We start from the raw sequence: 24,566 nt of genomic DNA on the forward strand, positions 1-24,566 counted from the left end.
TTGCGTTAATCAATCAACTAGTTAGGAGTGCGCGGCGGGCGTTTCTACCGTCAGCTGCACGGGCTGCAACACTTCCGGCAGCTCCGGCGCGGGCTGACCGGCCAGGTGCGCGGCAATAACCTGGGCGTGGTAACGCCCATTTTCGATGAACCAGCGGCTGGTGTTCAGGCCGCCGCATACGGTGCCGGCCAAATACACGCCGGCGCGGTTGGTTTCCAGGGTTTTGGCGTCGTGGGTGGGCGTTTGGGCCAGGTCCGTCTGGCAGGTGATACCTAGGTCGGCCAGGAACTGAAAATCAGGATGGTAGCCGGTGAGAGCGTAGACGTAGGAAGCCGGAATGGAAAGCGGCCCTTCCGGTGTCGTGACTTCCACCGCTTCGGGCGTAATGCGCTGAATAGTAGTGTGAAAGTACGCTTTGATGCGGCCTTCCTTGATGCGGTTGAGCAGGTCGGGCCGAATCCAGTACTTCACCGACTGGCTGATTTCTTCCCCACGAATGATCATCGTGACCCTGGCTCCGGTACGCAGGAGCTGCAACGCCGCTTTGGCCGAGGAATTCTTGGCGCCGACCACCACCACATCCTGGTGGGAGTGGGCGTACGGCTCTTTGTAGTAATGACTTACGTGGGGTAGCTCCTCGCCGGGCACGTGCAGGTAGTTGGGTACGTCGTAAAAACCCGTAGCCACAACAACGTAGCGACAGGCAATCCGCGCCTTCTCGGTTATCACTTCGTAATGACCTAGGTCACCCTCCAAGCCCGTTACCCGCTCGTAAAGGCGCAGGTTTAGCTTTTCGGCGCGGGCGACGCGGTGATAGTAGTCGATGCCGTCTTCGCGCAGGGGCTTGTAGTGCGCCGTCGGGAACGGATGGTCGCCGATTTCGAGCAGCTCCGGCGTGGAGAAGAACTCCATATTAGTCGGATAGCCTAGGATAGAATTCACCAGTGCGCCTTTGTCCACGACTACGGCCGTGAGGCCCCGCCGCTGCACTTCTAGGGCGCAGGCCAGCCCAACTGGTCCGGCGCCGACCACAACAACATCAAAAGAATCAGGATTCATTACGACAGCAAAGCATTTACAGGAACTACCCTCTTAACTGCGGAAACTTCCAACAAGTTTGTGGAAATAGCTACTTCGGAGCCTAGTAACCACCAGGCTGTTTCTTCCAAAGCCATTTCCGGTTCGGAAGCGGCTTTTTGCGCGGGCTCACATCTACATGTGATTCGCCGAAGGGTTCCTCAATTCTATGTTTGTGACGGCTAACTACTGCCAGATCAATAACTAAGAACGGATGAACTTTCGACCTTTACACCTAGGTTTTGCTTTGCTCCTTACCACGCTGCTCAGCGCCTGCTACAAAGATCCTGTTTCTGAGCCGATGCCCGAGTACACGCGCCTGCTGACCTCCGGCCGCTGGCACGTAGTAGCCGACCAGTTGATGGAAACGCAGCCTGACGGCAACCACACCATTACCGACAACTTTGTGCAGTACCAGGAATGCCAGCAGGATGACTACTGGATGTTCCTCGACGCCGACCAGTTCGCTGTGAACCGGGGTATTATGAAGTGCCAAACTACTGAGGCAGAACTAGAAACGGGCAAATGGTATTTCAGCGACGACCGGCACCGTCTGCTAGTGACGAACCCGTACATAGCCCCTGGCTTGGTGCCATACGAGATTCTGAAGCTCACCGACACCGAGCTAAAGCTGCAATCGGATTACGCCATCAATGGGCGCTCCTATTCACACCTGATTTTGCTTGAGGCGTTGTAGCGCCCCCGTCGACCACAGTGCCCAGCCCATCAGCGCAGGCTGAAAGAACAGTCGGCCGAGCCGTTTGGCATCGGTGTCGAGGCCAAATGCGGAAATGTGGTGGGTGTATTGGTGGAGGTTGCCGGGAAATACCAGCGCGTAGAAGGCGGCCAAACCTAGGCCCATCTCAGCGCGGCGCGACTTCCACAGGAGCAAAGCTAGTCCCAAACCCACTTCAACCACTCCCGATTGCAGCACGACCATATCCTTATCCAGCGGCACCCAATCGGGCACCTGCGCCTGAAACTCCTGACGGGCAAACGTAAGATGCCCGACGCCGGCCACAATCATAAAGGTGCTCAGCAGCCCGCGGGCTGCATTTTGTAACGGCGTGGTCGGGTTTTCAGGAAGCATGGCCTTTGGAAGGTAGGTTAAGCCATGCTATACGAGCCTTGCGTGGGGAGGATGCCTGAAGCAATAGCGCAAAAACCCGTTCTGCAACGCACAATGCGAGTATCCAAACGTTGGAACTAGCATTGTGCGTTGCAGAACGGGTTTTTGCGCTACACTCCAGCTGCCACTTAGTGCGCCTGTAGCCAGTTGGTGCCGGTGCCGGCTTCCACTTCCATCGGTACGCTCAGCGGTAAGGCGTTGATCATCAGCTCGCGAATGCGCGGAATGACGTACTCGACTTCTTCTTTGGGCGCGTCAAACACCAATTCGTCGTGCACTTGCAGGATCATCTTGGTACCTAGCTTTTCCTGCTCCAGCCAATCATGGATGCGGATCATGGCAATCTTGATGATGTCGGCGGCCGTGCCCTGGATGGGCGCGTTGATGGCGTTGCGCTCCGTGAAGCCGCGCAACGTGGCGTTGCGCGAGTTGATGTCGCGCAGGTAGCGGCGCCGACCTAGCAGCGTTTCGGCGTATTCCAGTTCGCGGGCTTTGTTGATGCTCTCGTCCATGAACTTCTTCACCGCCGAGAATTCCTGGAAATAAGCGTCAATAACGTCAGTCGCCTCTTTGCGCGAAATGCCCAGGCGCTGGGCCAGTCCGAACGCCGAAATACCGTAGATGATACCGAAGTTTACGGTTTTGGCTTTGCGGCGCATCTCGCTATCTACTTGGTCTAAAGGTACATGGAAGACCTTGCTGGCGGTGCTGCTGTGAATGTCGATGCCTTGGCGGAAGGCTTCGATCATCGTGGCATCCTTGGAGAAGTCGGCCATGATGCGCAGCTCAATCTGGGAGTAGTCGGCGGCGATGAGCAGGTGGTCGGCGTCGCGCGGCACGAAGGCTTTGCGGATCTCGCGGCCTTTCTCGGTCCGGATCGGGATGTTCTGGAGGTTGGGGTTAGTGCTGCTCAGGCGGCCCGTGGCCGTCACGGCCTGGTTGAACGACGTGTGCACCCGACCATCGGCGACGCACACCAGCTGGGGCAGGGCCTCCACGTAGGTGCTGCGCAACTTCGTAAGCTGGCGGTGTTCCAGGATGAGCCCGGCAATCGGGTTATCAGCGGCCAGCACGCTCAGGACTTCTTCACCGGTAGCGTATTGGCCGGTTTTGGTTTTCTTGATTTTGCCGCCCCCTAGGCCCATCTTATCGAACAGCACCTCGCCGAGCTGCTTGGGCGAGCCAATGTTGAACTCCTGCCCGGCGGCCGTGAAAATCTGCTGCTCCAGCTCCGTGATGTAGCCTTGCAGCTCCGCCGAGTACTCGCCCATGGCCGTGCTGTCGATGCGCACACCTTCGTATTCCACGTCAGCCAGCACCGGCACCAGCGGGTTTTCCACTTCGTTCAGCAGCTTCAGCAAACCTAGCTCCTGCAACCTAGGTTCGAAAACGTGCTTGAGCTGCAAGGTCACGTCGGCATCCTCGCAGGCATAGTCCGACACTTCCGCCGGCGGAATGTCGGCCATCGTCTTCTGGTTCTTGCCTTTCGGACCAATCAGCTCCAGAATGGAAACGGGCGTGTAGTGCAGGTAGGTTTCGGCCAGCACGTCCATGTTGTGGCGCATGTCGGGCTCGATGAGATAGTGGGCGAGCATGGTATCAAACAGCGGCCCGGCCACGCGCACGTTGTAGTGCTTTAGGATGGTGAGGTCGTATTTGATGTTCTGGCCGACTTTCGTGATGCCTTCCTTCTCCAGGAAAGGACGGAACTCATCTACCAGCGCCTGCGCCGCTTCTGGGTCGTCGTGCGGCACGGGCACGTAGTAGGCCTCGCCGGGCAGCCAGCAGAAACTCAGGCCGACTAGTCGCGCGGTCATGGTGTCTAGGCCGGTCGTTTCCGTATCGAAGCTGACTTCCTTTTGCTGTAACAAATGCTGTAGCAACGACTTACGCAGTGCCGGCGTATCGATCAAATGATAGTGATGCGGCACATCGGCCAGCGTGCGGCGCGGTCCGGCCGGCGCACCTTCGTGACCTAGCTCTTCGCCATTCTCGGAAGCAATAGCCACCGCATCGGGCGCGTCGAACAAGGAGCCTTGCGCGGGTACGTTCGGGCGCCGGGCACCGCGCCCAACTGGTGTGGCGGGTGCGGCAGGAGCACCGCCGCTGAGCACGCGGGCGGCGAGCTGCCGGAATTCCAGCTCGTCGAACAAGCTGCGCAGCGTTTCCTCGTCGGGCTTGCTCACGGTGAGATTTTCCTCGTGAAACTCGATGGGCACGTTGACGTGGATGGTTGCCAGCTCCTTGCTCAGCAAGCCTTGCTCGGCGAAGTTGCGCACGTTTTCCTGCTGCTTGCCTTTCAGCTCGTCCACGTTGGCAATGAGGTTTTCAACCGAGCCGTACTTCTGAATCAGCGTCTTAGCCGTCTTCTCGCCGATGCCGGGAATGCCGGGAATGTTATCCACCGCGTCGCCTTGCAGACCTAGGATATCGATGACCTGCTCCACGCGCTCAATCTCAAAGCGCTGCAATACGTGCTCTTTATCAAGTACTTCAGCCGCGTTGCCCATAAAAGCCGGCCGGTAGATCTTGATCTTGTCCGTGACGAGCTGACAGTAGTCCTTGTCGGGCGTCATCATGAACACGTCGAAGCCCTCGGCTTCGGCGCGCTGGGCCAGGGTGCCAATCACGTCGTCGGCCTCGAAGCCATCCACGAGCAAAATCGGGATATGAAACGCTTCAATAATGCGCTTAATATAAGGTATAGCCGTGCCGATATCCTCGGGCATGGCCTGGCGCTGGGCCTTGTATTCGGCGAAGGATTCGTGACGGAAGGTCTTTTTTTGGGCATCGAAAGCGACACCTAGGTGGGTGGGCTTTTCTTTCTGGAGCACCTCCACGAGCGTGTTGGTGAAGCCCATCACAGCGCCCGTGTTCATGCCCTTTGAGTTGATGCGCGGGTTCTTGCTGAAGGCAAAGTGGGCGCGGTAAATCAGGGCAAAGGCGTCGAGGAGGAAGAGCTTTTTGGCGGGTTGGGCAGTATCGGTCATAGGGGAACGAAGGTACGGAAGATGAGCGCGCAGCACGCATAGGCTATGGTGTGGTAAAAGAGCGCAGAGAAAATAATACGAGGCAAAGCAACCCTATGGTTAGTTGGGCAATCTGCCATATAGAACCCTGAGATAGGAATATTTATGGGCTCTACTATTTTTTTATGGTTTCATCTCTAACAATTTCCAGTAGAAGTATGACAAGCTTACTAAGGGTTCATGTATTCTATCTCACATCAGCCTTACTGCTGGTATTTTCAAGGTTGCAGGCACAACAGCTAGACCCATCTTTTCAGCTTAGTTCTTATTACCAAACTGCCGTAATTAATGACGCATTACAGCAGCCGGATGGAAAGTGGTTAGTGGCAGGTAGCTTCACGCGTGTTAATGGAGGAACTGATGTACAGGCTCTTGCTCGCCTGAATACAGATGGTACGCTCGACCAGACGTTTGCAGCTAATGCGACTGGGCTAAGACGTGTTGCAAATCTGCAAATGCTGCCGTCAGGGCGAATTTTGCTGGTTGGTGCGCAACTAGCGGGAGAATCCTCACTTGGCTCTACGTTGTTGCAGTTAAACCTAGATGGTACCCGCTACACTGGTTTTCTAATTACTTCGCTTCCCAATTTCTTTTCGGCTACCGCAGCGGCGGTGCAGCCTGATGGTCGCATCCTGGTAGGAGGTCCTAACTCAGGAAGCAATATCGGACTGCTGCGATTGCTGCCCAATGGTAGCCGTGATGCTTCTTTTCAGCCTAACGCTGTGCCAGATGTAAGTATCAGTAAGCTACTTGTGCAACCCGATGGCAAAATTTTGGTAGTAGGGCGGCAGTTGGGATTTGGTAGCGTAAGAAATAGAATTGTGGTGCGTCTGAATGCGGATGGCTCACTCGATAATGGATTTGATGCCAATAATAACCCAGGTAATAATGTCGCTGCACAAGATGCCGCCTTACTACCAGATGGTCGTGTGCTGGTAGCTGGTTACGGCGATAACATATTTGGCTCATCTACCGGCAGTATTGTCCGGTTATTGCCTGATGGTAGTCCTGATCAAACTTTTAAGTTGGATGCCAGCATGAGTGGAGTTAATGTGCAGCGCCTCGTGCTGCAAGAGGACGGAAAAATAGTAGCAGCGCTTCAGTCGCGCTATACTTTACCGCTCAATACGACCAAACTAATTCGGCTGGAAGCCAACGGCAGCCAAGATGCGTCCTTCCAAATAGGTGATGGGCCTGATGAAGTAATTCAAGCTTTGCGTCTTCAGGAAGATGGACGGCTATTGGTAGGAGGCTATTTCTGGAATTTCAATGGACAACGCCGGAGCTTGGCGCTATTAGAATCAACGGGCGCTGTAGTGCCTGGTTTTGCGCCTTTGCTGCAACAGCCGAGTGCGGTCAGTAAAATAGTTCGGTTACCGGATGGTAAGTTGCTGGTGAACGGTGACTTCCAAACAGTTGGATCCGTTCTAACAGACAAGTTAGCTCGCCTGATGCCTGATGGTACTCCCGATGCTACTTTCTCTTATCGCAACCAGGATAACAGTGGTATAATAACGCATCTGGTTGGCCAACCAGATGGTAAAGTTTTGCTAGCTAGAAGAGTATCGAAATATGGTAGTCCACAACAGATTTATTTGCAGCGTCTCAATGTAGATGGCTCACTGGATGTGGAGTTCTCCATGACGCTTGGTCCACCTCCCAGTTACACTTCCACCGCTATTTCACTATTAACGCTTCAACCAGATGGGCGAATATTGGTAGGTGGTTGGTTTTCAGACGCGCAAGGCCGTAAGCACTTAATCCGCTTACTCCCTGATGGTACCGTGGATACTAGCTTTAACCCAACTTCAGTAAGTGAATTACGAGGCGTATCGGCACTCTTGCAGGCAGATGGTAAAATCACCTGCATTGGTATGACCAATACCGACCAGCCGATAGCAACAAGGCTACTACCCACTGGTGCGCCAGACCCAACCTTTGCCTTTGTGCCAGGAAGTATAGCTACTGGAAGCCTTAGCTTGTCGGCTCAGCAATCGAACGGGAGCTACCTGACAGTGTTTTATAGCTACGGGGTGCAGAATGATGTGCTATACCGCCTTGTGCCTACTGGAGCCATTGACCCGGTTTTCTCTGCACCAATCGAAGGGTACGAAGGAGCAGCTACAGAAATTGGTGTTACCTGTCTGGCTGTTCAGCCCGACGATAAAGTATTAGTTGGTGGAAAGCTTAAGCTAGCGAGCAACTCAACGTCTTCTCTGTATAACCTTATTCGGTTAGACTCTAATGGACGATTAGATAATAGCTTCAACACTACTTTTTTCGGCACAAGTACCCTTGGTCAAACTGCTAGTGTCCGGACGCTTCTGGTTCTGCCCGATGGAGCAACCCTGGTAGGCGGTGCTTTCACACAGGTAAATGGCCGCTTGGCTATGGGAGTGGTGAAGCTCCAGCCGGCCACTGTCACGGGCACGAAGGAGGCCCTTGATCAAGTCAAGATTATGGTGTACCCTAATCCGGCACATGATCAGCTTACAGTAAAAGTAGATGCTGTCTCTAAACCTCAATCTATTTCTTTGATAGATGTAACTGGAAGAACAGTAGTAGTATATCAAGTGAAGGAAACAGCTATGAAGTTGGCTATCCCCCAAGTAACCCCGGGCGTGTACCTGCTCCGCGTAAACTATGCCGATGGACCAGTGACACGGCGGGTGGTAATCCAGTAATCAGTATAGCTTTCCTAACAGTAGCGCCCGCAAGCTGCACTAGCTTGCGGGCGCTACTGTTAGGATACGGCAACAAGTTCTACAACGTAGGCTTCACCTCAAAGGTAAAGCTAGCACTGCCCGCCAGCCCATTGGAAACCAAGCCCTGCACCACCACCATATACCGCCCGGCCTGGTCGCCGGTGTAAAAGTCAAGCTTGGTAGGAGCCGTGCCGGTCGTGATGGCCGGGTTCCAGTACAGTAGGTTGCGCAGGTCGGGTAGGCGGCTTTGGGTGGCTTGGGGCGTGTCGTAGCGCGGGGCGTAGAAGTCGCGCTGGCCTTGCAGGCCTTCGTACTGCTGCACCAGTACCCTAGGGTCGAGCTTGAAGCCTTCTAGGTCGCCCTTGTAGGTGGTGTAGCTTACCACGCCGCTGTACACGGCCAAGCCATGAAAATAGCGGCTGGTAATTACCTCCAGCTTCTGAATTTTCAACGGATCCATGGCCATGATCTTGTTGACGTTGAAGATCGGGACGCCGTCGAGCAGCACCATGGGGTTGTCGTTGAACGTCGACCTGGTAAGGCGGTCTACCACCAGAAAGTGAAAGCCATCTTTGCGGATGCGGACCAGTACGCCCGGCACGTATTCGCGCATCACCTCTTCCAATACCTTGAAGCGAGTGTACTTATCCAGCAGATAGGTTTCGTCAGCCTTGCCGTAAAAAGCCAGGCTATCAACCACAGGAGCCAAGTAGCGGTTGCGGGCTCTATCGGCGAAGGCGTTTTGCACCTGATTCTGGAAGTGGCGCTTGGCGTAATCCTGCTGGAAGCGGATGAGTGGCGCAAACCTAGGTGTTGCGGCGGGGGCGTATTGCGAAGAGTATGAGTTGAAAAGCTCAATCCGGCAGGTGCTGTCCTGCTGCGGGTCCGTTTGCACCATGATTTCTTTGGCGCCATACAGATCACCTAGCTCGAAGCGCACGCTGCCATCGGCGTCGCTCAGGGCGCTTTGGAGCCGGATCAACCGGCTGGGCGACGACAAGTAGGTCAGTATGCTCTTCACGGGCTGGTTGGTGCCCGCCTGCGTAAGCCGCCCCTGCACCAAAGGACCATGTAGCTCGGGTAGGTGCGGGAAGGCTGCCAGCATAGGCGCCAGGGCCTGCTCCCACCGGAAACGGCTCCAGCCCTGGGTCAGCATTAGGTTGTCGGCGGCCTCGGCGGCTTCCGGGCTGGTGGCAGTCAGATAATATTCCGGGTGCTCTACCGTGCCTTTTAGATCCGAAGCCAGCCATAAGTAGCTATTGATGTCGGTGGTAGGAGCCGTGGTCAGCGAATCGAGCCGGTACACGGCCATCGACATATTCGCAGTAAGCGCTTGGGTGTTCGCCGCCACGGCACCTAGGTCCACAGATACCTTTTCGCGCGTGGTATACTGGCTTTTATCCGCGCGGGCGTTAATGGTAAGCTTGGTTTTAGGCGGTTGAAAGTACAGCCGCTCGCACACGGGCTTCTGGTCAGCGTTGAACAAGGTGAAGTGCGAAATTCCATCGGCCAGCTGACTTGCATCAACGGGGAAAATGGCCTGACCATTAAGCAACTGCCCTTTAACGGCCACCACTACCTGCTGCCGCGAATGAGCCAGCAAGAAAACCGTTTCGGGCTGTGTGTTCGTGGCACTGACGTATAAGGCTAAGGCATTGGCGCCCCGGCTTTCCAGGCGCAGCACGTAGCCCTGCTCGTACACCGGCGGGAGTTTGCGTTTGACTACCTGCTTGTTAGCTAGGGTGAGCTGGGCCGTGTAGGTGGTGCCGGCCTGGGGCGTGAACGTGAAATTGCCCATCCCGAAGCGCAGGGTTTTGAAGGTCGCTACGACGGCGCCGCTCTGGTTGAGCAGCTTGCCTTCTGCCGCGGCACCGGTGCCGGCTTTGGTGGTTACTTTGAAGGCCACCTTACTACTGAGACCCTGCACCAGATTGCCGCCTTCCGGGAAGAACTGCACGTCGTAGGCTGTCGAATCTTTGCTGACGGCTACACCCGAGGCCGTCGAGGTATTAATGATAGTTACGGGGCTTTGGAAATAGTACTCGGGGCCAAAATTCCGCATCCAGGCCGTGTAGGCCCGCACCGTGTACACGCCCGATGCCAATGACGCCGGCAGCACAAACGAGCCCTGCCCGCTGGCTTGCTTCAGCGGGATCTTGCCTTGCAGCACGGGTCGGTTCGCTTTGTCGAGTACTTCCACATAGGCTACCGTACTCATCAGTAGAGGCTTACAGGAAGTGCCATCTACGGCGTAGGCTTTAAACCACATCGTTTCGCCGCTGAGGTAAAGCGGCCGATCTAGGTGCAGGAAAAGCTTTTCGTGGAGAGCTGCCTGCTGATAGCGTCCGAACCGCCGACCTAGGCTGTCTAATGCGCCACCCTGGCTGTAGGCAGTCCCGGTGGCTGTTAGCCAAAAGCATAGGAAAAGAAGGACTTTGGTAGTCATGCCAGCAAGGCGTAGTCTTTTGCCAATAGTCATCGGGGAGAGGATAGAACGTAAGGGGGAAGTTATTGCCAGAAGCTAGGTCGCACGTCGGTACCGCGCTTGCGGCAGTCGATACAATCCAGGACCGTGTATGTATATCCTGATATCAAACCGTTTTTAGGGTCAAATACTGTATTCACGGGCAGGAAAAGGCGACTACTGAACCTTTGGGCTAAGTCTGGCGGGAAATTCTCGACCGTATCTGGCGGAACGCAGTCTTCGTAGCCAGATTGCAGCGGCCACCAGTTGGGCAGTTCATTGCGGCTGATGAAGAGGCGCTTCTCCTGCACAGAGTGGGCGCTGACATACCCTAGGGCTAGCGCCGACTCATCATTGAGGCAGTGCACATTGCCCGTGAGCTGAGCCGGCAGCGGGTCGAACAGCGTGCCGATGTTCTCGGTGTTCTTCTTCAGCAGCGCCCAGTACTGGTACTCTTCCCGCGTCAGGGCGTGCTGCCGCACCAGGATGCTGTACTTATGGCGCAGCCGATTCGTGGTGTTCGGAAAAGAACGCAGGAGAAATTGGGAGACAACATCTTGCTGTAATGCAACTGTGTTGCTCACCAGAATGGGCGTCGATTTGTCGCTTTGCCAGCACACTAAGGGGTAGAATGTTCTTAGCGGCTGTATCTCACCATTCAGATACTCTATGTTTGGAGCCAGAACAGGTCGACTTTCCCAGGTTTCTTCGTACTGCCAGCGGTAGTACTGGGTCGTGTTGGTGTCATCGTGAGTGTTGACGTAAATAGCCAGGTCGGCCTCAGACGCCTGCCAGTTGATGTTGTCGATGGCTGGGGTGGTCTTCACCGGAACGTAGTCGGACGCATACTCTTTGCCATCTGCCGTACGGATGAGCAGGTGATACTGCTTGCCGGAGTTCAGGGCTAGGTTAGCCGACGTGTAGGTCCCTTTGATAGTGCTTTCGCGCAACGGGTAGCGCGTGCCACCTTCCTCCTCAAGCGCGAGAGTAGCGCCGGTTTCTATCGGAGGCGGAGTCTTGGCCGCTATGTCGTAGGTGCGCGACAAGTTGATGCTGGTGCTGCCCTGGCTGTTGATAAAGCCATTCACTACCAGGTAGCTCTGGGTAGAGCTGATAGCCTCGGGCATGTAAGGCTCGATGCAGCCCGGTAGCAGCACCAAGCAGCAGAGCGATAATGCACGAACAAGCACGGCTAAGGTATACATTGAGAGGTAACAAGAAATTATTGCCAGAAACTAGGTCGCACAGCCGTGCCGCGTCTGCGGCAGTCTACACAATCTAGGGTCGCAGACGTGTAGCCTATAAGCGTGTTAGATCCATCGTAAACAGGGGCAAGAGGCCAGCTACTTGATCCTAGACCAAAAGCCGAGCGTAAGATATCTGCGACAGGAGGAGGAGGAGGCTTAGGCCGGTCAATATAAATGGTATCAGGGGGCACACATACTTCGTAGCCAGTCAAGACGTTCCAGTTAGCGGGCAGCTCCGAGCGGCTGATAAAGATTCGTTTTTCTTCCACTGAACGAACCCCAACATAGCCTAAGGCAAGTTCGGCTTCATCGTTGAGTGGATGAACGTTACCGGTAATCTGGGCAGGCAGTGGGTCAAACAGCGTTCCGATGTTCTCGGTGTTTTTCTTAAGTAATGCCCAATAATTATACTCCTCCGGTGTCAGAGCATATTGCTTTGCCAGAATGCTGTATTTATACCGGAACTGGTTAGCAGTAGTTGAGAATGAGCGGAGTAGGTAATCAGAGACGACATCCCGGGTCAAGCGGGTGGTGCTACTGATTTTGATGTCTGTAGATTGGGCAGTACTCCAGCATACCTTAGGGAAGAGAGTTGTGATTTCCTGTATGATACTGTTTTTATATTCAAGCTGGGGAGAAAGCAACGGTATAATTTCCCAGGTTTCTTCGTACTCCCACTTGTAGTACTGCGTTGCATTCGCGTCATCATGGCTATTGACGTAAATGCCTAAGCCTGTATCTGTCGGGTGCCAAGTGACGTTGTCGATTGGTGGTGTGGTTTTGACTGGTGTATAGTCGGACGCATACTCTTTGCCAGCTGTAGTACGGATGAGCAGGCGGTAGTTCTTGATTGTATTCAAGGCTAGGTTCGCCGAGGTGTAGGTGCCTTTGGTGCTACCTTCACGCAGCAGGTAGCGCTGCCCTCCTTCTTCCTCAATTGATACAGTAGCTAGAGTCTCTACCGGCGAAGTGGTGCTGGAGCTTATATCGTAAGTGCGGGAGAGCTTGATGGTTGTAATGCCTCTACTATTAATAAAGCCATCCACAACTAAGTAGCGCTTCGTAGAACTAATGGCATCTGGCATGTAAGGCTCGATACAGCTGGGGAGAAGGAGCAATAAGCACCAGCATAGCAAGACTCGAGTTGCAGGGAGGATAGTACGCATTTGGCCAGTAGTTATTGCCAGAAGCTAGGTCGCAAGGCCGTGCCGCGCGTGCGGCAGTCGATGCAGTCACGTGACTGAGCTGTATAACCGATTATTGCCCCCATCTGGTCATAGACAGGATAAATAGGAAGATAGTTGGGGTTGCCAAAGTAAGATTGTAGGGTTACGGCGGGCGGAGGTGGCGGAAAGGGTTTAGTAAGAAAGATAGTGTCGGGGGGCACGCAACTCTCATAACCCGACTGGATAAGCCACTTCTGGGGCAAGTCCATCCGACTGATGAAGATTCGCTTTTTCTCCAGGGAGTGTGCGCCTACGAACCCCATCGCCAGTTCCGTCTCATTGCTGAGGCACCTAACGTTGCCGGTCAGCTGAGCGGGCTGTGGGTCGAACAGGGTGCCAATGTTTTCGGTATTCTTTTTAAGTAACTCCCAGTACTGGTACTCCTCCTGAGTCTGGGCATGTTGCTTAATTAGAATACTGTATTTGCTGCGTAGCCGCTCTGATGTAGTAGGGTATGAACAGATCAGGAAATCAGAGACGACGTCTTGGGTCAAGCGCGTGGTGTTGCTTATCTGGATAGCAGTAGATTGGTTATTGCCCCAACATGTGGCTGGAAAAAAGGTAGTGATATCCTGTATCTGTCTATTTTTATATTCTACGATGGGTGAATAAGGCGGCTTGATTTCCCAGGTTTCCTCGTATTCCCAGCGGTAGTACTGGCTAGCTTTTGTGTCATCATGCGTGTTGACGTAGATGTTTAGGCCAGCATCCGTAGCACGCCAAGCGACATTGTCGATCGGCGGGGTGGTTTTAACCGGCACGTAGGCTGAAGCATATTCCTGCCCGGCCCCTGTGCGAATAAATAACCGATAATTCTTAGCAGTATTTAGGGTCAGGTTAGGCGAGGTGTAGGTGCCTTTGGTTGTGCTTTCGTTTACAGGATAGTGCGGGCCATCTTCTTGCTCAATCGCCACGGTAGCTTTGGTTTCTACCGGCGGTGGCGTTTGGGTGACTATGTCGTAGGTGCGCGAGAGGTTAATCGTCGTGACACCTTGGCTGTTGATGCAGCCATCGACGACTAAGTAGCTTTGCGGGGAGCTGATGGCAGCGGGCATGTAAGGCTCGATGCAGCCGGGAAGTAGCAGGGGTATGCCCCAGAACAGCGCTACGCGAACAAAAAAGAGAGAAGCCCGCATCTAGAACTTGAAGTTGTAGGTGAGCGTCGGGATGGGGCGACCGAAGATGGAGAGCTTGTAGCCCCGGATCTGCCCGTTTTCCGACTTAAAGTACACCGAATAAGGATTTTGCCGCCCGGTCAGGTTGTACACACCTAGGGTCCAGGAGCTGTGGGCTAGCTTTTTCACCTTGTGGTTGCCTTCGATATTCAGAGCTAGGTCGGCGCGGTAGTAGTCGGGTACGCGGTAGGCATTGCGGTCGGAGTAGTACACGCGCAATGAATTAGCTATGTAGTATTTCGCTAAGGGCAGCGTGATAGGGCGGCCCGTGCTATAGGTGAAGTTCAGGGAAGAGCTGAAGCGCCGGCTGAAGCGGTAGTTACCGATCAGGGTGAAATCGTGGGGTTTGTCGAAGTTGCTGGGGTAGTAGCGGCCGCCATTGATCCTATCGGCCGGGGTGCCGGCGTTCACCCGCACCAGCGAGCGGGAATAGGTGTAGCTCACCCAGCCGTTGATCTTGCCCGTCAGCTTCTTTACCAGCACTTCCACGCCGTAAGCCTTGCCCTGCGCATTCACGATGTCCGTCTCGATGTGATGGTTCAGGATGAGCGTGGCGCCGCTCTTATAATCCACGAAGTCGTGCAGCGATTTGTAGTAGGTTTCTACCGACGCCTCGATGGTATTTGCCCGGAAGTTGTGGTAGTAGCCAATGGAGTACTGGTCGCCGACCTGCGGGCGGATGTTAGCGTCGCTGAGCTTCCAGATGTCGGCCGGCGACACGGACGCGGTGTTGGAAAGCTGGTGGATGTACTGCCGAGTACGGTTATAGCTAGCTTTCACCGACGAGTTGTCCGTCAGGCCGTAGCGCAACGACATCCGATATTCCGGCCCGTGGTACGTGGCCAATACCTTGCCCGAGCCGTAGCGCACCGTATCCATAATACTGGTTTCGGTGCGCGATACGCCCGGCGTGTACTGGTACACGTCGCGCGGACCTAGGGCATTGAAGAGTGAGTAGCGCAACCCGAGCGAAAGCGAAAGGCGCTGGGTGAAATCAATCCGGTCGGAAGCATAAATTGCGCTTTCCACGGCTTGCTCGCGGGCCAGGATATCGGGAGCTATTAGAGAATTTTCACCATTCGGGGTCAGGCTGCCGGGCGAGATGTTGTAGACCAGCGAGCTAACCCCAAAATCAACGGTGTGCTTGGAGCTGGGGAAGTAGCTGAAATCGGCTTGCAGGCTGGTTTGCTTGATACCGTATTTCAGCCGCGAAGCATTGACCGGGTTTTTCTCGCTCGTGATGTCGTAGGCGTAGTGGCTGTAAGCACCGGTCAAGACGCTGTAGAGCTTGTTGTTGAAGTTGTGCTGCCACTTCAAGCTAGCTGTCTGATTGCGATACTGATACGTCGTGTCGCTGGCGAGCCGGAACCGGTCGGCGCTGAGGTAGCCGGTGAGGTAGAGCGAGTTTTTCTCGTTCAGCTGATGGCTGATGTTGGCGCTGATGTCATAGAAAGACGCCGCGCTTTGCCGAAACGAGTTGTTCGACAAGCGGTGCAAAATCCAGTCGGAATAGCTGGTGCGGGCGCTGATGATGAAGGCGCTTTTGTCTTTGATGATCGGTCCTTCGAAGGTGATGCGGCTGGTGAGCGGCCCGATGCCGCCCGAGCCGGAAAACTTCTTCTTGTTGCCCTCGCGCGTCTTTATTTCCAGCACCGACGACAAGCGTCCGCCGTATTTGGCCGGAATAGCGCTCTTGTACAGCTCCACCGATTGCAAAATATCGGGGTTGAAGGCCGAGAAGAAGCCAAACAAATGCGACGGATTGTAGATGGTGGTGCCGTTGAACAGAATCAGGTTCTGGTCGGTGGCGCCGCCGCGCACGTTGAGGCCGGTGCTGCCTTCTCCCACCGATTTCACACCGGGCAGCGTGAGCACCACCCGCAGAATGTCGGTTTCGCCGAAGGCAGTGGGCACCTGACGCAAGGTCTTGATGTCCAGCTTTTCCAGGCCCATCTGCATGCCCGATACGTTCTTGTCCTTTTCAGCCTCAATTACCACTTCCTTCAGTGGCGTAATGTCTTCTTCCACCTCTATTTCCAGCTTGCCATCGCCTTGCAGAATCACCTGGCGCCGGGTGTTCTTGATGCCGATGCCGCGGATTTTCAGGTCGTATCGCCCGGCGGGCACCGTGAGCGAGTAGTAGCCAAACTGATCGGTGCTGGTGCCCACCGACGGCGCTTCGGAGTAGATGGTGGCGCCGATTACCGGCTCCCCCGATTTCAGCTCGCGGATGTGACCGGCTAGCGTCACTTTGCCGCCGCGCACGCTGCCGCTACCGATTTCATACAGTTTGGCTTCGGCTTCGCGCACGTAGCGCGAGCGGCCCGGCGCACTGGCGGGCGCTTTCTCGGTAGTGCGGGCATTGTTAGCTAGGTTGCCTTCCCTTTCCGAGCGGAAAAAGCTATCGGGTAAGCTAGGTTCCAGCGTGACGCCGGCTGTAACGAAAACCCGGTTCTCGTCGTCGATGGCGAAGTGAAAGGGCGTGTTTTGCAGGGCGCGCTCCAGGGCAGTGCGCACCGGCACATCCTGCGCTTGCAGCGTAATAAAAAGGCTGTCGACGGCGGCGGGGTTGAAGTAGAAGCGCAGCTTGGTCTGGGCCTCTAGCTGGCTGGCAAACTGCTCGAACGGTACGTGGCTGAAGTTGCCGCTGATGGTTTTCTCTGCTTGCTGCCCATTGCTCGTGAGGCTAGCCAGGAGGAATAATAAAAAGACAAACCAGGAATAGAGATGCTTCATAAAGTGGCTGGCACAACGGAAAGAATAGGACTTTGACCTAGGTAGCCGCGCTATTGCGGAGCCAAGCCAGCATAGTAGCGGGTAAGCTGCACAATATCGGCCTCGCGGCGGGCCTTCTTGAACTTCAGCTTGTTATCCTGAATATACTTCTGTACCTCCTTGCCGCGGTCGGCGAATAGCTTGGTGACGGAGCGCTTCTTATTGACGGCATAATACACACCGGCTTTCCGGATGAATAGCCGATCAGCCGGAATAAACTCGACATTGACCGTGCCCTGATCTATCTTCTCCTGAATGCGTTTGGCCCGCTTGGCAATCAGCTGGGTGCTGCTGTCGACCAGCACTTCGTAGTACCCGGTGCTGAGCAGGTTGGCGGCCGTGCTGTCGAACGTCATGCGCACAAAACGTTGGCTGCCAATAGTAAAAGAGCGGACGTTCTCGTTAATTAGGCGCAACGTAAGCGGGCTGGTAGCGTGCTGAAGCACAACCTGGCCAAGCACGACATCATAACCTAGGTTTAGCTCCGTGAACTGATGGTCGTTGTAATCGACGCTGCCGGGCAGCCTGTCGGGCGACAGAAAAAACTGGTGACCCGTGCGCTTCGCGTAGCGCTTGGCGTAGTCGATGTATTCGGGGCCGTTGTAGAGTTGCGGGTGCCCCTTGAAAGCCGCATTGTACTGCTGCTGCGCGGTGCTGAGGGCGGCGGCGAGCGGCGCGTTGGCCGTTTGCCCCAGGGCTGATTGGCTACCCGCAAGCGTACCCAGCAGAAGGAGCAAGCCAACAGTGATATTACGAATTTTCATCAGGGTAGATAGAGGAACGCTGGCTATGTGATGACGAAGGAATAGATGCGTGACTATGAACTATATAGCAGCTAAAAATAAATCTGTGGCATGGGCAGCGGGTGGCCCGCAGCATGCCGCTATAATTATAAGATATCTTAGAACGCTAAATGTATGAAAGTGATTAGACTGTAGAACTATGCCCTTAACGAAATGCACTTTTTGTTATTTGAGTTGAGGCTACCCAGGCTGGCGAAGTACTGTAGGAACGCGCCACGGCGCGTTCTGGTCCGGGCGACGTGCCCACAGAAGGTGCGAAGCGGCATCGTTCAACAACGGCCCACGACGAACGCGCCGTGGCGCGTTCCTACAGTACTTCGACCGCGCCGCTGGCTACCTAGGTTCGGTTCAGAGAATCTGGGCCGGAAGTCAACACCCGGCTACGCGTCCGCGTACAGCGTCAGGGTATGCGCTACATCTCCCTCGACCTTGAAATGACCGGCGGCAACCCCGAGCGGCACCAGATTATTGAATTGGCCGCCGTGGTGGAAGATACCAAACACCTGCGCCCGCTGGCCGAGCTACCTAGCTTTCGGCGCCTCGTGCGCCACCCCGAATACGTGGGCACGGCCGGCGCTCTGGCCCTGAATGCGCGCCTGCTGGAAGAGCTGTCCCAGAAAGGACCAAACCCAGAATGCTGCACGGCCGGGGAACTGCTGCCGCAGCTGCGCGAGTTTCTGCTGGCGCAAGGCTTCAAGCCGGATAAGAAAGACTGCGTAAGCGTGACGATGGCCGGCAAAAACATAGCGTCGTTCGATCTGCTGTTTTTGCGGCAGCTGCCGGGCTGGGGCACCTTGGTACGGGCCGAGCCGGCCATGCTCGACCCCGCCGCCTTCTACCTGAACTGGCGAAAAGATAACCGCCTGCCCACCATGACCATCTGCAAGGCGCGCGCCCATTTCGCCGACCAGACGGTGGCGCACCAGGCCCTGGCCGATGCCTTGGATGTTATTCAGCTGCTGCGGCCTTTCTACGAGCTACCGCTGTATCAGCAGCTGCCCGCCGCCCCGGCAGAAGAAGCGGAGTGAGCGGAGCTAGGTTGGGGTTCTTGGTAGGATTAAGTCAGGCGAGCTTGGTCCCAATGGGGCAGCATATCGGTAAGGAAAAGCGCTATATAGAAACGACCCAGTCCCAGCGAGGCGGCACCGGTCGTTTAAACCTAGGTGTCGCCCCGCTGGGACTGGGTCATTTGGGACGCGAAAGAGAAGGCAAAAAGGACGGATCGGCTATCTGGTAAAAGCACCTTTCCCTCCTATAAAAAGTGCAAACGATTGCGGCATTGAGCAGGAATTTATACTTTACCGTCCCATTACCTACAACAAGCCGCATTAGCTTCGGAAAAGGGCAGTAAGCAACTGCCTGCCCGAAGAACTGCTGCGGCCCTGAACCTAGGTATAACCTTTAAAAAGCCCAAACAAAGAAGTTGCTACAACCTGCTGCCTGGTCCATCTTGGTCTGCTCTGATGCGGATGTAACCGGCGACAGGCTAGGTACTTAGCGCGTCTTCCAACCTAACCTTATCTTATTCTTTTCTCCTCCATGACCGTTTTTCATCGCTCCGGAATCCTGACCGGGGGCTTGGCCGGCTTGCTTATGCTCGCCGCCTGCGACCAAAAGAAGCCCGCCGACCAGGCCGGTACCAGCACCAGCGCTACTGCCGACTCAACCCAAACTTCTACCACTTCTTCATCGAACATGCCAACCTCAGCCTCCTTCGGCAAAACGACCGATGGGCAGGAGGTGCAGCTCTACACGCTCACCAACGCCCATGGCCTGAAAGCTACAATTACGAATTATGGCGGCACCGTCACGAGCCTGCTGGTGCCCGACAAGCAAGGCAAGCTAGGCAACATTGTATTGGGCTTCGACAACGTGAGCGGCTACCAGAGCCCCGCGTTTGTGAAAGCCGGTCCGTATTTCGGCGCCCTGATCGGCCGCTACGGCAACCGCATCAAGGGTGGCAAGTTCACGGTAGACGGCAAAGAGTACACGCTGGCCAAGAACAACGGTCCGAACACGCTGCATGGCGGCCTGAAAGGCTACGACAAAGTGGTGTGGCAAGCCGAGCCGGGCTCATCTTCCGACGGCCAGACGCTGAAGCTGACCTACCTGAGCAAGGACGGCGAGGAAGGCTTCCCCGGCAACCTCAACGTGACGGTGGTGTACACGCTCACCAACAACGACGAGCTGAAGATTGACTACGCCGCCACCACCGACAAGGCCACGCCCGTCAACCTGACCAACCACAGCTACTTCAACCTAGGTTACGGCCAGGACAAAGACGTGCTGAGCCACGAAGTGACACTGCCCGCCGACCGCTACACAGTAGTAGACAAGGATCTGATTCCGACCGGCGAGCTGAAGCCGGTGAAAGGCACCCCCTTCGACTTCACCACGGCGCACACTATCGGCGAGCGGATTGCGCAGGTGCCCGGCGGCTACGACCACAACTGGGTATTGAATAACGCCGGCGGCAATGGTCTGCACCTGGCGGCTACGGTGTACGAGCCTACCTCCGGCCGCACCCTGGAAACGATGACCACCGAGCCCGGCGTGCAGTTTTATACTGGCAACTTCCTCGATGGCTCGCTCAAAGGCACCGGCGATGTGACCTACGGCAAGCACTATGGCTTCTGCCTGGAAACCCAGCACTTCCCCGATTCGCCCAACCAGCCGACGTTCCCAAGCACGATCCTGAAGCCCGGAGACACGCTGCACTCCACCACGGTTTACCGCTTCGGCGTGCGCAAGTAGCGCCTAAAAACAGTTAAGTTTGACTGCTACTGGCTGGCTCCTCAAAAGCTAGGTCATGGTCCTCATTCATCTTCCAGCTACTACTTCCACTCCTTGCTTTCTAACGCCGATGGTGGGCCGGCCCCAATGACCCTCCTGTTCAATGAATAAACTCGCAACCCTTGATTACATCGTATTCTTCGTCTACTTCATTATAGTAGCGAGTTACGGTATATGGATTTACCTACGCAAAACGGGCCATGATGGCACGATGGAAGGTGACTCCAAAGATTACTTCCTGGCGGAGGGCTCCCTGACTTGGTGGGCTATTGGCTCGTCGCTCATCGCCTCCAATATCTCAGCTGAACAGTTTGTGGCAATGGCTGGCTCGGGCTTCAAGATGGGCCTTGCTATTGCAGCCTACGAGTGGATGGCGGCCGTCACGCTAATCATTGTAGGAACGTTCTTCATACCAGTGTACCTGAAGAACCACATCTTCACGATGCCGCAATTCCTGCACCAGCGCTATAATGGCACGGTAGCCATGATTATGGCCATTTTCTGGCTGGCGCTGTACGTAGTCGTCAACCTGACCTCTATTCTCTACCTAGGTGCTATTGCTGCCAGCAGCGTTTCGGGCCTGAATATCGACGTCTGCATCTATGGACTTGCCATCTGCGCCGTGATTATCACGTTGGGAGGCATGAAGGTTATCGGCTTCACCGATGTTATTCAGGTGTTCTTCCTGATTCTGGGTGGCTTGGCTACCACGTACTTAGCGCTCAACCTAGTAGCCGAGCATTACGGTACAACTGGAGCAATAAATGGGTTTAACCTGCTCACTTCGCAGGCCAACGACCACTTCCACATGATTCTGGACCGGAACAATCCCAACTACATCGACCTGCCAGGGATGACGGTGCTGCTCGGCGGCCTCTGGATTGTGAACCTCAACTACTGGGGCTGCAACCAGTACATTACGCAGCGCGCCCTGGGTGCTGACCTGCCCACGGCTCGTGGCGGCTTGCTCTTCGCAGCTTTCCTGAAGATTATGATGCCCGTAATCGTGGTGTTGCCTGGCATCGCAGCCTTCGTACTCTTCAAGCAAAATGTGTTTGGTTCAGAAATGATGTTGGACGGAAAAGTAGCACCCGACCGTGCTTACCCAGTGCTACTCAACATCTTGCCAGTAGGCTTGAAAGGTCTGTCGTTTGCGGCACTCGTGGCCGCCGTAGTGGCTTCGCTGGCCGGTAAAGCCAACTCTATCGCCACGATTTTCACCCTCGACATTTACAAGAAAGTCCTCAACAAGAACGCTTCGGAGAAGAAGATGGTAGCCGTGGGTAAAATCTCGGTGGTGGTAGCCATGCTGCTCGGCATCTTGCTCGCTCCGCACTTGGGCATTGAAAAGGGCGGTTTTACCTACATTCAGGAGTACACGGGCTTCGTGTCGCCGGGTATTTTTGCCATGTTCATCCTAGGTTTCTTCTGGAAGAAAGCTACGTCGGCGGCTGCGCTGTTTGCCACTATTGGCGGCTTCCTGCTTTCGGTATTGCTCAAGTTCCTACCCATCATGATGGATCTGTCGTTCTTGTCGCCGCTAGGTTTCGCCGTGCCGGTTAATGGGGTGTACGAAATCCCGTTCCTAGACCGCATGGGCTTCGTGTTCATCTTCTGTGTTCTCGGTATGATCCTTATTAGCCTTGTTCAGACTAGCCAGGGCGTAAAAACCAATGGCCTCGAAATCGACAGCAGCATGTTCCGCACCAACCGCAGCTTCGCTATCGGCTCCGTTATCGTGCTGATTATTGTTACGGCGCTCTACACGTTCTACTGGTAAGCCTAGCTTTTAGGTCCTCCGATGTAAAAGCCCCGCTTGCTTCCGCAGGCGGGGCTTTTTGTTGGTAGAGCTTGTAGCACGAAGCTCCGGCTTGGCTTACGCCTTCCTGCGGGTCGTTCTACAGGCTTACTCCTGCCACACCGTTACGCCGGCGGGCTCCATTTCTTTCTTGCCGATGATAAGCTTGGCGCTGGCGGGTACCGGCGCCGTTTGCTGCTGTGAAGTGAAGTTGGTCGCCACCCAAAAACCGTCACGCCACTCCACAAAGAACTGATCAGCAAAGCTCTCCACGGGCGTGCCGGCTGCCGTGTACACGCTCCGCAGCACATCGCGCTCCAGGTCGCCGGCCAGCGACTCCGCGCCTACGTACGTCACGGTGCCGCGACCTAGCTTGCGCGATACCACGGCTGTATTGCCAGCATAAAACTGATCGGCGTACGTAGCGAGGGTTTGGGTGCCGGGCGCCGGCAGCAGGCTTTCACCCCACGAGCCCCACTCATACGTTTTGCCCTGCGCCGTGACTTTGCCTTTCAGCTCGCCGGGCAGTAGGTCGAACGCCTGCGGGCTGAACTTGGCCCCAATCAGCTCAGTAATCGGTGCCGCCCACGGCCCTTCCCACAAGTGGCCCCGACGGTCTTTCTGGCCGGTGCGCGCCGTGAGAATGAGGTGGCCGCCATCCTGCACGTACTTGGTCCACCGGGACACCAGCTTTTCATCCAGCAGCTGATAAGCGGGCGCCACCAGGAATTTGTAACGTGAAAAATCCCGGTCTTCGGTAATCACATCGACGGGACAACCTAGGGTCTTAAGGGCCCGGTAGTAGCGCAACAAGTGGCCCATCGTATTCCAGCGTGTCGTCGACGTATGATTATCCAGGTCATAGCGGTTGTCGAAGTTGTAGAGGAAGGCCGTGCGACGTGCGGCGTAAGCGGCCGGTTCCTTGGCGTTGGCTTTCCGCAGCTTGCGTAGCTGGTTAACTTCCTGCATGGCCTGGCTGTATTCCTGGCCGCCGGGTAGCGGCGTCACGCCATCGGTGCCCACGAAGCCATAGTGGTACAGCTCGCTGCCGGCCAGCGGCTGCCGGTAGCGGTACGAGCAGATGAGCTTCGCGCCGGCCCCAAAGGCGTGCATGATCCACATGTGCACGGCGCCCGGCAGCGGCTGCGGGTTGATGGCGCCCCAGTTCACCTGACCCGGTTGCAGCTCCATCACGCCTTCGTTGCCGTTGAGCGTGCGCGCAAAATCGTGCATGAAACCGAGGGCGGCACCGTTGCCTAGCCGGAAACCTAGGGTGCTGTTCTCGTAGTCGCCGTGCACGGGGTACACGGTCCAGGTCGTCATATCGAGGTCGCGGCTGTTGAGGCTCGGGTTCACGTCGCGGTGCATCGACATGAAGTTGGTCGTGACCCACTGGTTTTGGCTGTTTTGCCGGAGCGTGTTGGCCTGAAAGCGGATATAATCAGCGGCTTCGTCGGCAAACCAGCGCTGAAAGTCTAGCTGCGCATGTGGGTTGGAGGTAGCCACCAACTCCTGCTCATTCGGAATGCGAACCTGCTCGAAGTTCTGGTAGAGCTGCGACCAGAACACGTTGCCCCAATCCCGGTTCAGGTTGTCAATGGTGCTGTACTTCTGCTTCAGCCACGCCTGAAACCTAGCCCGGCTGAAATCGTCGTACGAGAACTGCTTGCCGTAATGGCTCAGCTCGTTGTCAATCTGCCAGCCGATTACCGCCGGATTTTTGCCGAAGCGCTTGGTTAGCTGCGTATTAATCTTCTCCACGTACTGCCGAAACACGGGCGAGCTCCAGTTGCCTTGCTCGCGCGTGCCGTGCTGCATGCGGCGGCCGTTGGCGTCTACCATTAGTATTTCGGGGTGATTTTCGGCGAGCCAGGCCGGCGGCGCGGCGCTCGGCGTGCACAGAATAACTTTCAGGCCGGCTTTGGCAGCCAGGTTCACGGCGCGCTCCAGCCAATCGAGCGTGTACTTGCCTTCTTCGGGCTCGTACAAGCCCCAGGCAAACTCGCCCATGTGCACAAACTCCAGGTTGAGCTTGCGCATATTGGCAAAGTCGCGGGCCCATTGGCTTTCCGGCCACGCCTCGGGGTAGTAGTACACCCCAATGGTCATCATATCGGCGTCCTTGAAAAAGGTTGTATTTGCTTTGTTTTTCGATGCAATCGGTTGCGCGTGGGCACAAAAGAAAGTGCCCAGCATCAAGAGTAAACTGCTCAGCAGTCGGGAACGGAAGAAGTCGGTCATTAGTAGAATAGCGCTTTAGAAGAAGGTGGTGAAAGGAGGAAAGAGCAGGTGAAAAGAGCTGAAAGAAGCGAAATTAGCTCTGGTTTAGAACCTAGGTCCATTAG

The 24,566-nt window shown here is 55.5% G+C and carries 15 protein-coding genes; 5 read left to right on the forward strand and 10 right to left on the reverse strand.

Annotation, left to right across the window (positions count from 1 at the left end):
- Positions 1 to 21 precede the first annotated feature (21 nt).
- Positions 22 to 1,059: a YpdA family putative bacillithiol disulfide reductase gene (locus IEX74_RS07905; protein WP_188812841.1), complete on the reverse strand. Its 1,038-nt coding sequence runs from the start codon at positions 1,057 to 1,059 to the stop codon at positions 22 to 24.
- Positions 1,060 to 1,291: 232 nt separating this feature from the next.
- Here IEX74_RS07905 and IEX74_RS07910 point away from each other — a divergent pair, with 232 nt between their 5' ends.
- The gene (locus IEX74_RS07910; RefSeq protein WP_188812843.1) at positions 1,292 to 1,774 is read left to right on the forward strand and encodes a hypothetical protein; all 483 of its coding nucleotides are present in this window, start codon (positions 1,292 to 1,294) and stop codon (positions 1,772 to 1,774) included.
- Here the strand turns inward: IEX74_RS07910 and IEX74_RS07915 are convergent.
- Positions 1,745 to 2,167: a DoxX family protein gene (locus tag IEX74_RS07915; RefSeq protein WP_188812845.1), complete on the reverse strand. Its 423-nt coding sequence runs from the start codon at positions 2,165 to 2,167 to the stop codon at positions 1,745 to 1,747. The genes IEX74_RS07910 and IEX74_RS07915 overlap by 30 nt on opposite strands.
- Positions 2,168 to 2,334: 167 nt before the next feature.
- Positions 2,335 to 5,196 carry a DNA polymerase I gene (gene polA, locus IEX74_RS07920; protein WP_188812847.1) on the reverse strand — a complete coding sequence of 954 codons (2,862 nt, stop codon included), beginning with the start codon at positions 5,194 to 5,196 and terminating at the stop codon, positions 2,335 to 2,337.
- Positions 5,197 to 5,360: 164 nt separating this feature from the next.
- Between polA and IEX74_RS07925 the strand changes: the two genes are divergently transcribed.
- Complete coding sequence (locus IEX74_RS07925) at positions 5,361 to 7,919, forward strand: T9SS type A sorting domain-containing protein (protein ID WP_188812849.1); 2,559 nt, start codon at positions 5,361 to 5,363, stop codon at positions 7,917 to 7,919.
- A gap of 79 nt (positions 7,920 to 7,998) precedes the next feature.
- On the opposite strand, the gene IEX74_RS07930 is transcribed toward IEX74_RS07925, so the two are convergent.
- The 6 genes from IEX74_RS07930 to IEX74_RS07955 all read right to left on the reverse strand — a co-directional run bounded on the left by IEX74_RS07930 (position 7,999) and on the right by IEX74_RS07955 (position 17,591).
- Complete coding sequence (locus tag IEX74_RS07930) at positions 7,999 to 10,386, reverse strand: hypothetical protein (protein ID WP_188812851.1); 2,388 nt, start codon at positions 10,384 to 10,386, stop codon at positions 7,999 to 8,001.
- A 62-nt stretch (positions 10,387 to 10,448) separates the two neighbouring features.
- Entirely contained in the window at positions 10,449 to 11,609 is a 1,161-nt protein-coding gene (locus IEX74_RS07935; protein ID WP_188812853.1) for a DUF4249 domain-containing protein, read from the reverse strand.
- 17 nt (positions 11,610 to 11,626) lie between these two features.
- Complete coding sequence (locus IEX74_RS07940; RefSeq protein WP_229755147.1) at positions 11,627 to 12,736, reverse strand: DUF4249 domain-containing protein; 1,110 nt, start codon at positions 12,734 to 12,736, stop codon at positions 11,627 to 11,629.
- Positions 12,737 to 12,828: 92 nt separating this feature from the next.
- On the reverse strand, positions 12,829 to 14,013 hold the full coding sequence (locus IEX74_RS07945) for a DUF4249 domain-containing protein (RefSeq protein ID WP_188812857.1): 1,185 nt from the start codon (positions 14,011 to 14,013) through the stop codon (positions 12,829 to 12,831).
- On the reverse strand, positions 14,014 to 16,788 hold the full coding sequence (locus IEX74_RS07950) for a TonB-dependent receptor (protein ID WP_188812859.1): 2,775 nt from the start codon (positions 16,786 to 16,788) through the stop codon (positions 14,014 to 14,016). It abuts the gene before it with no gap.
- A 50-nt stretch (positions 16,789 to 16,838) separates the two neighbouring features.
- Entirely contained in the window at positions 16,839 to 17,591 is a 753-nt protein-coding gene (locus IEX74_RS07955) for a hypothetical protein (protein ID WP_188812861.1), read from the reverse strand.
- A 446-nt stretch (positions 17,592 to 18,037) separates the two neighbouring features.
- On the opposite strand from IEX74_RS07955, the gene IEX74_RS07960 reads away from it, so the two are divergent.
- From IEX74_RS07960 to IEX74_RS07970, 3 genes are all read left to right on the forward strand, one after another.
- Positions 18,038 to 18,658: a 3'-5' exonuclease family protein gene (locus IEX74_RS07960; protein WP_188812864.1), complete on the forward strand. Its 621-nt coding sequence runs from the start codon at positions 18,038 to 18,040 to the stop codon at positions 18,656 to 18,658.
- A 511-nt stretch (positions 18,659 to 19,169) separates the two neighbouring features.
- Positions 19,170 to 20,384, forward strand: coding sequence for an aldose epimerase family protein (locus tag IEX74_RS07965; RefSeq protein WP_308421115.1), 1,215 nt, complete (start codon positions 19,170 to 19,172; stop codon positions 20,382 to 20,384).
- Between the two features lie 142 nt (positions 20,385 to 20,526).
- Positions 20,527 to 22,203 (forward strand): sodium:solute symporter family transporter, encoded by a 1,677-nt coding sequence (locus IEX74_RS07970; protein WP_188812866.1) that lies wholly within the window; start codon positions 20,527 to 20,529, stop codon positions 22,201 to 22,203.
- 126 nt (positions 22,204 to 22,329) lie between these two features.
- On the opposite strand, the gene IEX74_RS07975 is transcribed toward IEX74_RS07970, so the two are convergent.
- Complete coding sequence (locus IEX74_RS07975) at positions 22,330 to 24,462, reverse strand: beta-galactosidase (protein ID WP_188812868.1); 2,133 nt, start codon at positions 24,460 to 24,462, stop codon at positions 22,330 to 22,332.
- Between the last annotated feature and the right edge of the window lie 104 nt (positions 24,463 to 24,566).

Origin of the sequence: Hymenobacter cavernae, assembly GCF_014641455.1 — a bacterium.
GTDB lineage: Bacteria > Bacteroidota > Bacteroidia > Cytophagales > Hymenobacteraceae > Hymenobacter > Hymenobacter cavernae.